The sequence below is a fragment of the Vulcanococcus limneticus LL genome, assembly GCF_943369875.1.
GTDB classification, from domain to species: Bacteria; Cyanobacteriota; Cyanobacteriia; order PCC-6307; family Cyanobiaceae; genus Vulcanococcus; species Vulcanococcus limneticus_A.
Genome location: NZ_CALROT020000006.1, coordinates 1 through 13,446, shown reverse-complemented (window position 1 = coordinate 13,446; position 13,446 = coordinate 1). Strand labels below are relative to the sequence as shown.

Here is a 13,446-nt window from a genome sequence, read left to right as displayed (position 1 = left end):
GGCAGCGGCGGCACGGGGGATCCCGATCCTCGTGGTCGCTGAGGTCTGTGGGTTCCTTCAGGAGCCCGCAGCCGTGCCGGCTCCGGCCGCCTGCCTCAGCGGTCGTTCGGCTGGCTGAGCCAGCGCCGGCGCTGCCGGCCCAGCTCCTCCCAGCTCACGTCGCCGTCGCCGTTCGCATCCATCTCGGCGAAGCGGCGCTGCATCCAGGCGTAGGCCTCGGCCTCGGCCCGGTCGATGCGGCCGTTGCCGTTGCGGTCGGCCCGGCTGAAGAACTCCCGCAGCCGCTGGCCCATCGCCTCGGTGCTGCGGGGAAGCAGCTGGCCGGGATCGAGATAGCCGCGCTTCTCCCCCCCCAGCCGCTCGAAGTGGCGCTCCAGGTAGGGATGGCCCTCCACCTCGCCCCGATCCAGGCGCCCGTCGCCGTTGCGATCGAGCCGGCGGTAGAGCTTCTGCAGGCGGCCCTGGTACTGGCGCAGCTCCTCGGCGCTCTGGGCCCGCGCCGCCGGCGGCGCTGGGATGGTGGCGGCCAGCAGCAGCACCAGGCCGGCGGCCCGCAGCAGGCCGAGACCCCAGCGCCGCCCGCGGCGGGGCCGTGGGCCACGGTGTCGACCGGACGGCGGATCGGTGGGGAGCGCGGAGCCGAGCATGGCCCTCAGGCTATGGAGCGTGCTGCGGGCGGTTGCGACCGCGCCAGACCGGAGTTGTGACCAGATCCTTCCGCGGCCCCGCTGGGCGGAGGGGCTCCATACAGTCGGGCCAGCACAGGGCCTGGGGTCGATCGCCGCCATGGGCAAGACAGCACAACGGATCTGGGTGGTGGACGACGACCCCGAGCTGCGGCGGCTGGTGGGCACCTACCTCACCGATCAGGGCTACGACGTGCGTTGCCTCAGCGACGGCGCCCAGCTGATGGCGCGGCTGGAGGGCCAGCGGCCCGACCTGGTGGTGCTCGACCTGATGCTGCCGGGCGATGACGGCCTCAGCCTGCTGCGGCGTCTGCGCGACCAGGGCGATGACCTGCCGGTGGTGATGCTCACCGCCAAGGGCGATGCGGTGGATCGGATCATTGGCCTGGAGCAGGGGGCGGATGACTACCTGGCCAAGCCCTTCCTGCCCCGCGAACTCAGCGCCCGCATCGATGCCGTCCTGCGCCGCCGCGTGGCCCTGCCCGCCGGCACCCCCCTGGCGGAGGGCCAGCAGGTGTGCTTTGGCGAGAACCAGCTCGACCTGGCGGCCCGCAGCCTGCTGCGGAGCGGCGAGCCGGTGGCGATCACCAGCGGTGAGTTCAGCCTGCTGGCCGCCTTCGTGCAGCACCCGCACCGGCCCCTGTCGCGGGAGCGGCTGATCGAGCTGGCCCGCGGGCCCGATTCCGAGACCGACAGCCGCAGCATGGACGTGCAGGTGTCGCGGGTGCGGCGGCTGGTGGAGCCCGATCCCGCCCGCCCTCGCTACCTGCAGACGGTGTGGGGCTACGGCTACGTGTTTGTGCCCGATGGCCAGCCCCGCAGCCGCTAGGGCGGCCCTGCTGCGGCTGGTCCGCTACCTGCTGCTGGGCAGCGCGGGTTCGGCCCTGACGCTGGTGCTGCTGCAGGGTCTGCTGGCCCAGCGGCTGGAGCGGGCCCAGATCACCCAGATGGGCGGCGAGGTGAGCTTCAACCTGCGCCTGGCGGAACTGGCCCTGGAGCGGCTGCCCCCCTCGGCGGTGTCGCGGCTGAGCGGCCTGCCGCTGCGGGTGGGCGGCCGGCCCGCCAGCGGCGGCGATCCCCGTCTGGCCCTGCAGACCCGCCGGCTGCAGCAGGAGCTCTGCCGCCAGCTGACCCACTGCCCCCAGCTGCTGCCCGCGGCGGGTGAGCCGCGGGGGGCCTGGGTGGAGCTGTTCTCGCCCCTGGAGCCGGTGTGGCTGTTCACCGCGATTCCCTCCCCCAGCCGCTGGCCGCCGGATCCGCTGCTGCTGGCGCTGGCGCTGGTGGCGGGTGGCACCGCGTCCACCCTGCTGTTCCTCTGGCTGGAGGTGCAGCGGCCGCTGCAGCAGCTGGAGCAGGCCCTAGGCCGGGTGGGGCTGCAGCGCCGGCCGGAGGTGCTGGCGGCCCGGGGAACCGGCGCGGTGCGCCGGCTCACGGCCCGCTTCAACGCGATGGTGCAGCGGCTGGAGGCCAATGAGCGGGAGCGGGCCACGATGCTGGCCGGCATCGCCCACGACCTCAAGAGCCCCCTGACCCGGCTGCGGCTGCGGCTGGCGGTGCCCCAGCCCGAGCCCGCCGACCGGCAGCGCAGCGAGGCCGATCTCGATGCCCTCGAGCGGATCACCGGCCAGTTCCTGCTGTTCGCGGGCGGGGCCGATGGTGAGCGGCCCGTGGCGCTGCCCCTGGACCAGCTGCTGGCGGAGTCGAGCGCGGGGTTGGACCCAGCCACCCTCAGCCTGGACCTGGAGCCCCTCGAGCGGGTGGTGCAGCCCACGGCCCTGGCGCGGGCGGTGGGCAACCTGATCGACAACGCCCTCAGCCACGGCCGGCCGCCGCTGCGGCTGGTGCTGCGCGACGAGCCGCCGGCGGATCAGCCCGGCGCGCAGGGGTTCCGGATCGAGCTCTGGGACCGGGGCGCCGGCATCGCCCCGGAGCAGTGGCCCCAGGCCCTGGTGCCCTTCCAGCGCCTGGATGAGGCCCGCGGCGGGCTGGGCCACTGCGGCCTGGGCCTGGCGATCGCGGCGCGGGTGGCCGCGGGGCATGGCGGCGGTCTCAGCTGGAGGCGCGGTCCACTGCCGGATGGGGCGCCGGGCTTTGCGGTGGTCCTGCACGGCCGCTCGATCGCCCCGGGCCCCGTCAGTTCCGGGGGTGGGGCCAGGGCCTGAGCCGTGGCGAGGCGGCAGGGCGCCGCTCGGTTGGATCTGGTCACAGGTTCGGGCGCCGGCGGACACACCTGCACCGCCACTCCGGCAGAGGCTGGAGCTGTTGCGATCCGAGTCCCCATGACCCGTCCTTCCCCCGTCCCCACCGGTCCGTCGCTCCGCCCGCGCCGCGCTGCGGCCCTCGGCCTGCTGCTGGCGGTGGCGGGGGCCAGCGGTGCCGCCCTGGCCCATCCCTACCCGCCCGATGGCGCCTCTGGCCCCAGTCAGACCGACCGCGACAGCTGGCTTGCCCAGCAGGCCACGCCCCCGGCTCCCGGCGATCGCCGCGGCTGGGTTGATGGCCAACGGCCGGATGGGCGCTGGGCCCAGCTCAAGCAGCAGGAAGCCGAGGCCATCGCCCGCTTCAGCCCGAGCCAGCGGCGGGAGTTCTTCAATGCCCGCCGCAGCCTGGAGCGCCGCCAGGCCGACCAGCAGATCAACATGCTGAACGGCACCGAGCGCTGCCTGGAGCAGGCCCGCGGGACCCAGGCGGTGCAGACCTGCCTGCAACAGGAGCGTCAGCAGCGCATGCAGCAGCAGCGCCAGCAGCGCAGCGACCTCGGCCAGCTGCGCCAGCGCTTCGGGCTGCCGGCCCTGCCCGAGCGCCGCTGGAAGGGTGCCAGTGGCGGTCAGGGCAGCTGGGCCCCTCGGCCGGTGCCAACACCCTCCAACGGCGCACCCCAGTCGTGGCTGCCGCCCAGCCAGCCCTATCACCCCCTGGCCTGGTACTGAGCCTGGCCGTGCACCGAGCCCAGACTGACGATTCATCCTCCCTCCCCCGATCCCCCATGACGCCCCATGCCTTCAGGGGCCTGCACCCTGGCCTGGCTCCGGCCCTGCTCGGGGCCGTGCTGCTCTCCTCCGCGCCCCTGCGTGCCCAGACGGCCCCCACGGCCCAGCCCGCGTCACCGGCCGCTGCACCGGCGCAGGGCGCCAAGCCCCTGCGGATCCAGCTCACCCCAGCCCAGGAGAAGGAGTTCTTCACGGCCCGCAAGGCCCAGGAGCGCCGGAACCACACCTCCCGCCAGACGATCCTGCGGGATGGCCTGCGCTGCATCGAGGCGGCGACCGACCTCAAGGCGCTCGGAGCCTGCAGCCAGCAGGAACGGGCGGCCTACCGCGCGCTGATGGTCCGGGAGCGGGAGGAGACCCTCACCCTGTTCAAGCGGCTGGGGGTTCCCCTGCCTGAGGCCTCCAGCAACCGACCCGAGGCCCCCACGGGCCGTTCTGCGACCCCGTAGGACGCTTCCGCTCCCAAGCAGGGGCCATCAAAAAAAGCCCCCTCGGGGGCCCTGGCAACGGCAACGGTCCCGTGGAACGTGGGGCCGTTGGGGGCCGTTTCACAGCCCCCAGCCCCCAACCCACGGTTCCGGTCTTCAGGCTTCGTCGAGGGCGGCCACGCCGGGCAGCACCTTGCCTTCCAGCAGCTCCAGGCTGGCGCCGCCGCCGGTGGAGATGTGGGACATCTTGTCGGCCACGCCCACCTTCTCCACGGCGGCCACGGAGTCACCGCCGCCGATGATCGTGCAGCAGCCCGTGGCGCTCAGGTCGGCCAGGGTGTGGGCGATGCCGTTGGTGCCGGCGGCGAACTTGTCGAACTCGAACACGCCCATGGGGCCGTTCCAGATCACGGTCTTGCAGTCGGCCAGGGCCTCCTGGAAGGCCTTGATCGAGTCGGGGCCGATGTCCAGGCCCATCCAGCCATCGGGGATGGCGTTGATGGACACGGTCTGGCTGTTGGCGTCGGGGGCGAAGTTGTCGGCCAGCACCACATCGGTGGGCAGCAGCAGCTGAACGCCCTTGGCCGCGGCCTTGGCCTCGAGCTCCTTGGCCAGCTCCAGCTTGTCCTCTTCCACCAGGCTCTTGCCCACCGCCAGGCCGCGGGCCTTGTAGAAGGTGAAGATCATGCCGCCGCCGATCAGCACCTTGTCGCACTTGTCGATCAGGGCTTCGAGCACGCCGATCTTGGAGCTCACCTTGGAGCCGCCCACGATCGCGGCCAGGGGACGCTTGGGCTCATCGATGGCACCCTGCAGATACTGCAGTTCCTTCTCCATCAGGTAGCCGGCCACCGAGGGGCTCAGGTACTGGGTCACGCCCTCGGTGGAGGCGTGGGCGCGGTGGGCGGCGCCGAAGGCGTCGTTCACGTACACATCGGCCAGAGCGGCCAGCTGCTTGGCGAACTCGCCCTCGTTCTTCTCCTCCTCGGCGAAGAAGCGCACGTTTTCAAGCAGCACCACGTCGCCCTCGGCCATGGCGCCCACCTTGGCCTCGGCGTCAGCGCCGATGCAGCTGTCGGTCTTCACCACGGGCTTGCCCAGCAGCTCCGCCAGGCGGGCCGCCACGGGGGTGAGGCGCATGCCCTCATTCACCTGGCCCTTGGGACGGCCGAAGTGGGCCGCCAGGATCACCTTGGCGCCCTTGCCGACCAGGTCGTTGATGGTGGGCAGGGCGGCGCGGATGCGGGTGTCGTCGGTGATGGCACCGGCGTCATCGAGGGGAACGTTGAAGTCGACCCGGACCAGCACGCGCTTGCCGCGCAGGTCGTCAGCGGAGAGGCTGGCCAGGGAGCGCTTCGCCATGGGGTCGAACCGGCAGGGAAATTGGGGCGACATTACCCTGCGGCCCTCCGGGCCAGGCGGGCGCGGCTCCGCTCCCTGCTCCGCTCCTGGGCCCAGCCCCTGCCACCCCGCCCGGTGTCCGTCTAGACAGGGACATGACCGGCCCGATGGCCATGTTCGAGACGATTCTCTTCCCGATCGACCGCAGCCGCCAGGCGGCCGAGACCGCCACCACGGCCCTCAAGCTGGCCCAGCAGCACGGCAGCCGGCTGGTGGTGCTCTCGGTGGTGGAGCCCGACCAGGACGACCCCCTGGCGGTGGCCGAGCTGCTGGAGCAGGCCCGCAGCCGCTTCTCCGAGCAGGGCGTGAGCTGTGAGGTGCTGGAGCGCCAGGGCAAGCCGGCCTTCGTGATCTGCGATGTGGCCGATGAGATCAACGCCGATGTGATCGTGATGGGCACCCGCGGCCTCAGCCTCGAGGCCGACGAGGCCCCCAGCACCGCCTCGCGCGTGATCCAGCTGGCGCCCTGTCCGGTGCTGGTGGTGCCCTGATGGCGGCTGATCTCGCCGCCGGTCTGCTCAGCGCTGCGGCCCCGTCGATCCAGTGGTATCCGGGCCACATCGCCAAGGCGGAGAGGTCCCTCACCGACAACCTGGCCAAGGTGGATCTGGTGATCGAGGTGCGGGATGCGCGGATCCCCCTCGCCACGGGCCATCCGCGCCTGCAGCGCTGGATCGGCAGCAAGCCGCACCTGCTGGTGCTCAACCGCCGCGACATGGTCAGCCCCGCCGCCCGCGCCCAGTGGGACGCCTGGTTCCGCGCCCGCGGCCAGACCCCCTGGTGGTGCGATGCCCGGGCCGGCACGGGCGTGAAACAGCTGCAGCAGGCGGCGATCCGCGCCGGTGAGGCCCTCAACGCCCGCCGCAGCGGCCGCGGCATGAAGCCCCGCCCCGTGCGCGCCCTGATGCTGGGCTTCCCGAATGTGGGCAAGTCGGCCCTGATCAACCGGCTGGTGCGCCAGAAGGTGGTGGAGAGCGCCCGCCGCGCCGGCGTCACCCGCAGCCTGCGCTGGGTGCGCCTCGGCCAGGACCTGGACCTGCTCGATGCCCCCGGGGTGCTGCCGCCGCGCCTCGATGACCAGCTGGCGGCCCTGCGGCTCGCCCTCTGCGACGACATCGGCCAGGCCGCCTACGACGGCGAGGCTGTGGCGATGGCCTTCGTGCAGCTGCTGGCGGGCCTGGAGCCGGTGGCGGCGGCCGGCGTGCCGGCGGGGCTGCTGGAGCGGCGCTACGGCGTGGTGGTGGAGCCGCTGGGGGCTGGGCAGCCCTCACCGGAGCTCTCCGTCGATTCTGTACAGGCTGTACAGGTTCCCGGAGGTGGGGGCGAGGGGGCGCTGCAGCCCGCTGGGGGCCAGTCCTCGGCTCCCCCATCCGAGCCCCCGCAACCTGAGCCTCCCCCGTCCGAGCCCCCTCAGCCGGAGGCTCTCCGGCGAGCTGTCCTCCCCAATGCCGCCGCCTGGCTGGAGGCTGCCGCCGCCCGCCACACCAGCGGCGACACCGCCCGCATGGCCCAGCGGCTGCTGGACGACTTCCGCCGCGGGGTGCTCGGCCCCATCGCCCTGGAGTTGCCGGTGAACGGCCAGGTTCAGCCCCAGTCCCAGGTTCAGCCCCATCCATGAGCGCGGACGGCGACGACCGCTTCGGCCAGGGGGAGGGCGAGCTGCTCACGCTCACCTACCCCAAGCCCCTGCCGATGCGGCTCGACCGCTGGCTGGTGGCCCAGCGGCCCGAGCAGAGCCGCGCCCGCATCCAGAAGTTCATCGACTCCGGCTACGTGCGCGTCAACGGCACCACGGGCCGGGCCAAGACGCCCCTGCGCCACGGCGATGAGGTGCAGCTCTGGATGCCGCCCCCGGAGCCCCTGCCGTATCTGGTGCCCCAGGCGATGCCCCTGGATGTGCTCTTCGAGGATGGACATCTGATCGTGCTCAACAAGCCCGCTGGGCTCACCGTGCACCCGGCCCCCGGCAACCGCGACGGCACCCTGGTGAACGGCCTGCTGCACCACTGCCCCGACCTGCCCGGCATCGGCGGCGAGATGCGCCCCGGCATCGTGCACCGCCTCGACAAGGACACCACCGGCTGCATCGTGGTGGCCAAGAGCCAGGAGGCCCTGGTGAAGCTGCAGGTGCAGATCCAGAAGCGGATCGCCTCGCGCGAGTATCTGGCGGTGGTGCACGGCCAGCCGGCGGCGGACCACGGCACGATCGTGGGCGCGATCGGCCGCCACCCGGTGGATCGCAAGAAATACGCGGTGGTGCACGACGGCACGGGCCGCCACGCCTGCACCCACTGGACCCTGGTGGAGCGCCTGGGGGATTACGCCCTGCTGCGCTTCAAGCTCGACACCGGCCGCACCCACCAGATCCGGGTCCACTGCGCCCACATCGGCCATCCGATCGTGGGTGACCCGGTGTATTCGCGCTGCCGCAAGCTGCCGATCGAGCTGCCGGGCCAGGCCCTGCATGCCGTCCAGCTGGGGCTGGACCACCCGATCACGGGTGAGCGGCTGGTGTGTGAGGCGCCGCTGCCGGAGGTGTTCGAGAAGCTGCTGGCGGCCCTGCGGCGCCGGCTCTGACGCCCGACCCGGCGCCGCACAGCGGCCCGATCTCGGGCCTGGTTCAGGCCTCCGGCCGCCGGGCCGCCAGCAGCTCCAGCTCCGCCTCCTTGCGCAGCAGCTCGAAGATCGTCTCGCGCTCGAACAGATCGGCCACGGCGATGGCGGTGAGGGCGCAGAAGCCGATCGGCAGCAGCAGGGCGTAGTTCTTGCTGAGCTCGAAGGTGAGCAGGATCGCCGTGAGCGGCGTGCGGGTGAGGGCTCCGAGGAAGGCGGCGGCGCCGGCGAACAGCAGGCTGGCGGGCGCGTCGTGGACGAGGGCGAGGGACACCTGCTGCAGCAGCGTGCCCAGGGAGGCTCCCACCACCAGGGCCGGCGCCAGGAAGCCCCCGGGGGCCTCGGCCGCCACCGCCACGGCCGTGGCCGCCGCCTGCACCGCCAGGGCCAGCAGGGCCCGGGGGGCCGTGTCGATGCCCAGCAGGGCGTCGAAGTAGAGGCCATCGGGGTTGTCGAAGGCGCTGGGCAGCAGTGACCAGCCCGCCCCTACCGCCAGCCCCACCAGCGGCAGCAGCTGCCAGCTGGGCAGATGCCAGCGGATGAAACGGCGGCGCAGGGCCTGGATCCAGCGCTGGTAGAGCATCGCCAGCACGCCCGCCAGGGCCCCCAGCAGCACCAGCAGCGGCAGGTCCGCCAGCCGGAACTCGTTGACGCTGCTGGGGTATTGGACGATCGGCGCCAGGTTGTGGAGGATCGGGTGCAGGGTCGGCAGGTTCGCCAGCAGCCGGGTCCAGGCGATCGTGGCGAAGGTGCCCGCCACCGCCAGGGCGTTGGTGCGGCCGTCGGCGTGCTTGAGCAGCTCCTCAAGGGTGTAGGCCAGGCCCCCCAGGGGGGCGTGGAACACGGCCCCCAGGCCGGCGCCGCTGCCGATCGCCACCGCCACCCGCTGGTGATGGTGCTCGGCGCCGATGGCCCGCGCACTCTCCCGGGCCACGGAGGCGCCGATCTGGATCGAGGGGCCCTCCGGTCCCACCGGGATGCCGCTGCCGATGGCGATGCCGCTGGCCAGCAGCTTCACGATCGCCACCCGCCAGCCCATCGGGATCGGCCAGCCCCGCAGGAACAGCATCACTTGCACGATCCCCGAGCCCTTGGCGGCGGGCTCCAGCAGGGTGATCAGTCCGCCGGCCACGGCGCCCCCCAGTAGCCCCAGCACCGGCAGCACCAGGGCCCGGGGCATCACGGAGGCCAGCTGCAGTCGCACGCTGTTCACCAGGCCGATCTCGTGGCCGTAGAGCCAGATCGCCAGGGCCACGGCGATGCCGATCAGGTTCACCAGCAGCGTCAGCTGCAGCAGGCGGCGCAGCTTGGCGGGCAGGGTTGCGGGCGAGATCATCGCCATCTCACACCAGCTCCGGCAGGCGCGGGCAGGCGTCCACCAGGGTGCGGGTGATGGCGGCCTGGGGGGCGCGCAGCAGCCGCTCGCCCGGACCCTCCTCCACGATGCGGCCCCCCTCCAGCACGATCACCCGCTGGCAGAAGCCGCTGGCCACCGAGAGGTCGTGGGTCACGAAGATCATCCCCAGCCCCAGGCGCTGCTGCAGCTCCCGAAGCAGGGCCAGCACCTCGGTCTGCACCTCCGCGTCGAGCATGCTCACGCTCTCGTCGCAGAGCAGCACCTGGGGCTCCAGCACCAGGGCCCGGGCGATCGCCACCCGCTGCTGCTGGCCGCCCGAGAGCTGGCGGGGCAGGCGGTTCTCGAAGCTCTCCGGCGGGTTCAGCCCCACGGCCGCCAGCAGCTCCCGGGCCCGCTGCCGCGCCTGGGGTTTGGTGGCGAGGCTGTGGATCAGCAGCGGATCGGCGATGGCCTCGCCCACGGCCATCGCCGGGTTGAGGCAGGCCAGCGGGTCCTGGAACACCATCTGGATGCGGCGGCGGGCGCGGCGCAGCGGCCGGCCCCGCAGCTGGCGCAGGTCCTGGCCCTGCAGTTTCACGGCGCCACCCCGCACCGGTGCCAGGCCCATCAGGGCCCGGCAGAGGGTGCTCTTGCCGCAGCCCGAGGCCCCCACCACGCCGATGGTCTCCCCCTGCCGCAGGGTCAGGCTCACCCCGTCCACGGCCTTGAGCCAGCGGGGGTTCCAGGGCAGCGAGGGCAGGCCGTGCCAGCAGCGCAGCTGTTCCAGTTCCAGCAGCACCGGCGCCTGGGCCGGCGCCGCCGGTGTGGACCCACCCTCGCGGGCGCGGGCCGCCGCCACCAGCCGCTGGGCCAGGGGGGAGCTCGGTGCCGTCAGCAGCTGCCGGGCGGGGCCCTGCTCCACCAGCCGGCCCTGGTCGAGCACCGCGATCCGCTGGCACCAGCGGCCGGCCAGGGCCAGGTCGTGGCTGATCAGCAGCAGGGCGCTGCCGGCCTCGCGGCAGAGCTGGCTGAGTTCGGCCATCACCTGGCCCGCCACTGACACATCCAGGCTGGTGGTGGGTTCATCGGCGATCACCAGCGGCGGCTGCAGGGCCATGGCCAGGGCGATCGCCAGCCGCTGGCGCATGCCGCCACTGAACTCGTGGGGGTAGCTGCCGTAGCGCTCCGGACTGATGCCCACCCGCTCCAGCAGGTCCTCGGCCCGGCGGCGCACCTCACGGCGCGTCCAGGCCGGGCGGTGGGCCGCCAGGGTGTCGGCCAGGTGCTCGCCGATGGTCAGCAGCGGGTTGAGCCGGGTCATCGGGTCCTGGAACACCAGGCCGGCCGCCTCACCCCGCAGCCGCCGCAGCGGCCCGCGCCGCAGCCTTCGCGGATCCTGGCCCGCCAGCAGCAGGCCGCCCTCGCAGCGGCTGCCTGCGGGCAGCAGCTGCAGCACCGCCCGCGCCACCGTGCTCTTGCCGCAGCCCGAGGGGCCCACCAGGGCCAGGCTGTCGCCGGCCGCCAGGCTCAGATCGAGGCCGTCGAGGGTGGGGGCGGCGGCACCGGGGTACCGCACCAGCAGCTGCTGCAGGTCCAGCACCGGCCCCTGGTGGCGGGAGTGGCCGGGGCCGGAGGGGGAGGCGGCGACCATCGGCGCAGGCAGGTGCTGGCGCCCAGCTTGGCGGCCGGTGGGGCCTGCCGCCCGCGTGTTGCGGTCTCTGAATACCATGGACGAATCCGCAGGCTCCCATGCTCCACGCGGCGCCCGCTACGGCGGAAGTTGACCAGCGCGACGGCGCCCAACCCGACGGCTCCCCAGGCGAGGCGGGCCGGCGCGACTCTCCCCCGTGCGATGCCGTTGCCTGCGATGGCGAGCCCTCTCTGGTGGGAGCCGCGTCGTCTCCGGCCGGTGGGCCGTCTGCCGTCGACCCTGCCGCCCTCGCCGCTGGCCCCCCGGACCCCTGGGCCACCGACCCGATCCCCGGCCCCAATCGGCGCCCGATCCGCTGCCCCGACGACTACGGCATCCCCCTGCCGGACTGGCTGCGCGGCTGCATTGAGCACGTGCCGCCGGGCCAGGGCGACACCTGCCCCACCGACACCGAGGCGCTGCTGTCCGCCGCCTTCGACTTCGCCTTCCAGCTCCACGATGGCCAGGTGCGGGCCAGCGGCGAGCCTTACATCATTCATCCGGTGGCGGTGGCGGATCTGCTGCGCGACATCGGCGCCAGCGCCAGCGTGATCGCCGCCGGCTTCCTGCACGACGTGGTGGAGGACACCGACGTCACCCCCGAGCAGATCGAGGCCCACTTCGGCGCCGAGGTGCGGGCCCTGGTGGAGGGCGTGACCAAGCTCGGCGGCATCCACTTCACCAACAAGACCGAGGCCCAGGCCGAGAATCTGCGCCGCATGTTCCTGGCCATGGCCAGCGACATCCGCGTGGTGCTGGTGAAGCTGGCGGACCGGCTGCACAACATGCGCACCCTAGGCGCCCTCAAGCCCGAGAAGCAGCAGCGCATCGCCCGCGAGACCCGCGAGATCTACGGGCCCCTGGCCAACCGGCTGGGCATCGGCCGTCTCAAGTGGGAGCTTGAGGACCTCGCCTTCAAGATCCTCGAGCCCGAGGCCTACCGGGAGATCAAGCAGCAGGTGGCCACCAAGCGCAGCGAGCGCGAGGAGCGGCTGGCAGTCACCGTGGAGCTGCTCCGGCAGCGGCTGGTGGCGGCCGGGCTGGGCGCCTGCGATGTGAGCGGCCGGCCGAAGCACCTCTATGGCATCTGGAGCAAGATGCAGTCGCAGCAGAAGGCCTTCCACGAGATCTACGACGTGGCGGCCCTGCGCATCCTCACGCCCGATCTGGAGAGCTGTTACCGGGCCCTGGCGGTGGTGCATGACACCTTCCGCCCCATTCCGGGCCGCTTCAAGGACTACATCGGCCTGCCCAAACCCAACGGCTACCAGTCGCTGCACACGGCGGTGATCGGCCGGCACCGGCCGATCGAGGTGCAGATCCGCACCGCCGAGATGCATCAGGTGGCGGAATACGGCATCGCCGCCCACTGGAAATACAAGGAGGGCGGCTCCCCGGCCGCCCTCGGCAATGACGCCGAGCGGTTCAACTGGCTGCGGCAGCTGGTGGACTGGCAGAAGGACGGCGGTTCGGAGGACAGCAGCGACTACCTGGCCTCGATCAAGGAAGACCTCTTCGACGAGGAGGTGTTCGTGTTCACCCCCAGCGGCGATGTGGTGGGGCTGCGCAAGGGCTCCACGGCCGTGGACTTCGCCTACCGCATCCACTCGGAGATCGGCAACCACTGCCAGGGGGTGCGCATCAACGATCGCCTCTGTCCCCTGCCGACGCCGCTGCAGAACGGCGACTTCGTGCAGATCGTCACGGCCAAGAACGCCCATCCGAGCCTCGACTGGCTCAACTTCGTGGCCACCCCCACGGCGCGCAATCGCATCCGCCAGTGGTACAAGAAGAGCCACCGTGAGGAGAACATCCTGCGCGGCACCGAGATGCTGGAGCGGGAGCTGGGCCGCGATGGCTTCGATGCCCTGCTGCGCGGCGAGGCGATCGCCAAGGTGGCGCGCCGCTGCAACCTGGTGGGCACCGAGGATCTGCTGGCCGCCATCGGCTTCGGCGGCGTGACGCTGCAGCAGGCGGTGAACCGCCTGCGGGAGGAGATCCGGCTCAGCACCCAGGCCGCGGCCCCGGTGCTCAGCAACGAGGAGCTGGCCCGCAGCGTCACGGCCCAGGCCGACCAGGCCGCCCCGCCGCTGCCCCATCACCACGCGGAGGCCGGCAGCGCCAGCCCGATCCTGGGGCTGGAGGGGCTGGAATACCGCCTGGGGGGCTGCTGCAGTCCGCTGCCGGGCGAGGCGATCGTGGGCAGCGTGGCCCTGGGCAACCACGGCATCACGATCCACCGCCAGGACTGCGCCAATGTGGCCCAGGTGCCGGTGGAGCGGCGGCTGCCGGTGCGCTGGAA

Annotated in this window: 12 protein-coding genes; 8 read left to right on the top strand and 4 right to left on the bottom strand. The window is 72.8% G+C overall.

All coding sequences use genetic code 11. From position 1 onward, the window contains the following. Nucleotides 1-95: 95 nt before the first annotated feature. The gene (locus ACLV7J_RS08175; RefSeq protein ID WP_411868608.1) at nt 96-647 is read right to left on the bottom strand and encodes an EF-hand domain-containing protein; all 552 of its coding nucleotides are present in this window, start codon (nt 645-647) and stop codon (nt 96-98) included. A gap of 139 nt (nt 648-786) precedes the next feature. Here ACLV7J_RS08175 and ACLV7J_RS08170 point away from each other — a divergent pair, with 139 nt between their 5' ends. The 4 genes from ACLV7J_RS08170 to ACLV7J_RS08155 all read left to right on the top strand — a co-directional run bounded on the left by ACLV7J_RS08170 (nt 787) and on the right by ACLV7J_RS08155 (nt 4,125). Then, the gene (locus ACLV7J_RS08170; protein WP_411868607.1) at nt 787-1,515 is read left to right on the top strand and encodes a response regulator; all 729 of its coding nucleotides are present in this window, start codon (nt 787-789) and stop codon (nt 1,513-1,515) included. After that, complete coding sequence (locus ACLV7J_RS08165) at nt 1,493-2,848, top strand: sensor histidine kinase (RefSeq protein ID WP_411868606.1); 1,356 nt, start codon at nt 1,493-1,495, stop codon at nt 2,846-2,848. Before ACLV7J_RS08170 ends, ACLV7J_RS08165 begins: the two co-directional genes overlap by 23 nt. A 117-nt stretch (nt 2,849-2,965) precedes the next feature. Further along, complete coding sequence (locus ACLV7J_RS08160; protein WP_411868605.1) at nt 2,966-3,616, top strand: hypothetical protein; 651 nt, start codon at nt 2,966-2,968, stop codon at nt 3,614-3,616. A 56-nt stretch (nt 3,617-3,672) separates the two neighbouring features. Beyond that, nucleotides 3,673-4,125, top strand: coding sequence for a hypothetical protein (locus ACLV7J_RS08155; RefSeq protein WP_411868604.1), 453 nt, complete (start codon nt 3,673-3,675; stop codon nt 4,123-4,125). A 135-nt stretch (nt 4,126-4,260) separates the two neighbouring features. Here ACLV7J_RS08155 and ACLV7J_RS08150 read toward each other — a convergent pair whose 3' ends face one another. Further along, a complete protein-coding gene (locus ACLV7J_RS08150; protein ID WP_411868603.1) occupies nt 4,261-5,466 on the bottom strand; it encodes a phosphoglycerate kinase in 1,206 nt (401 codons plus the stop codon). A gap of 152 nt (nt 5,467-5,618) precedes the next feature. Between ACLV7J_RS08150 and ACLV7J_RS08145 the strand changes: the two genes are divergently transcribed. From ACLV7J_RS08145 to ACLV7J_RS08135, 3 genes are read left to right on the top strand one after another with little or no spacing between them, the layout of a single operon-like run. After that, nucleotides 5,619-5,996: a universal stress protein gene (locus tag ACLV7J_RS08145; RefSeq protein WP_255127579.1), complete on the top strand. Its 378-nt coding sequence runs from the start codon at nt 5,619-5,621 to the stop codon at nt 5,994-5,996. Further along, complete coding sequence (gene ylqF, locus ACLV7J_RS08140; RefSeq protein WP_411868602.1) at nt 5,996-7,123, top strand: ribosome biogenesis GTPase YlqF; 1,128 nt, start codon at nt 5,996-5,998, stop codon at nt 7,121-7,123. The genes ACLV7J_RS08145 and ylqF overlap by 1 nt, the downstream gene beginning before the upstream one ends. Next, nucleotides 7,120-8,082: an RluA family pseudouridine synthase gene (locus ACLV7J_RS08135; RefSeq protein WP_411868601.1), complete on the top strand. Its 963-nt coding sequence runs from the start codon at nt 7,120-7,122 to the stop codon at nt 8,080-8,082. The genes ylqF and ACLV7J_RS08135 overlap by 4 nt, the downstream gene beginning before the upstream one ends. Nucleotides 8,083-8,125: 43 nt before the next feature. Here ACLV7J_RS08135 and ACLV7J_RS08130 read toward each other — a convergent pair whose 3' ends face one another. Both ACLV7J_RS08130 and ACLV7J_RS08125 read right to left on the bottom strand, forming a co-directional pair. Then, the gene (locus tag ACLV7J_RS08130; RefSeq protein ID WP_411868600.1) at nt 8,126-9,454 is read right to left on the bottom strand and encodes a chloride channel protein; all 1,329 of its coding nucleotides are present in this window, start codon (nt 9,452-9,454) and stop codon (nt 8,126-8,128) included. Between the two features lie 7 nt (nt 9,455-9,461). Next, nucleotides 9,462-11,105, bottom strand: a complete 1,644-nt coding sequence (locus tag ACLV7J_RS08125; protein ID WP_411868599.1) for an ABC transporter ATP-binding protein — start codon at nt 11,103-11,105, stop codon at nt 9,462-9,464. 98 nt (nt 11,106-11,203) lie between these two features. Here ACLV7J_RS08125 and ACLV7J_RS08120 point away from each other — a divergent pair. Then, nucleotides 11,204-13,446: RelA/SpoT family protein (locus ACLV7J_RS08120; RefSeq protein ID WP_411868598.1), on the top strand; the 2,243-nt coding region annotated here is incomplete at its 3' end.

Bases quoted from the DNA above. Each gene is read 5' to 3' on its own strand.
- ACLV7J_RS08155 (WP_411868604.1), top strand. From the start codon at position 3,673: ATGACGCCCCATGCCTTCAGGGGCCTGCACCCTGGCCTGGCTCCGGCC.
- ACLV7J_RS08130 (WP_411868600.1), bottom strand. From the start codon at position 9,454: ATGATCTCGCCCGCAACCCTGCCCGCCAAGCTGCGCCGCCTGCTGCAG.
- ACLV7J_RS08170 (WP_411868607.1), top strand. From the start codon at position 787: ATGGGCAAGACAGCACAACGGATCTGGGTGGTGGACGACGACCCCGAG.
- ACLV7J_RS08150 (WP_411868603.1), bottom strand. From the start codon at position 5,466: ATGGCGAAGCGCTCCCTGGCCAGCCTCTCCGCTGACGACCTGCGCGGC.
- ACLV7J_RS08135 (WP_411868601.1), top strand. From the start codon at position 7,120: ATGAGCGCGGACGGCGACGACCGCTTCGGCCAGGGGGAGGGCGAGCTG.
- ACLV7J_RS08145 (WP_255127579.1), top strand. From the start codon at position 5,619: ATGTTCGAGACGATTCTCTTCCCGATCGACCGCAGCCGCCAGGCGGCC.
- ACLV7J_RS08160 (WP_411868605.1), top strand. From the start codon at position 2,966: ATGACCCGTCCTTCCCCCGTCCCCACCGGTCCGTCGCTCCGCCCGCGC.
- ylqF (WP_411868602.1), top strand. From the start codon at position 5,996: ATGGCGGCTGATCTCGCCGCCGGTCTGCTCAGCGCTGCGGCCCCGTCG.
- ACLV7J_RS08175 (WP_411868608.1), bottom strand. From the start codon at position 647: ATGCTCGGCTCCGCGCTCCCCACCGATCCGCCGTCCGGTCGACACCGT.
- ACLV7J_RS08125 (WP_411868599.1), bottom strand. From the start codon at position 11,105: ATGGTCGCCGCCTCCCCCTCCGGCCCCGGCCACTCCCGCCACCAGGGG.
- ACLV7J_RS08165 (WP_411868606.1), top strand. From the start codon at position 1,493: ATGGCCAGCCCCGCAGCCGCTAGGGCGGCCCTGCTGCGGCTGGTCCGC.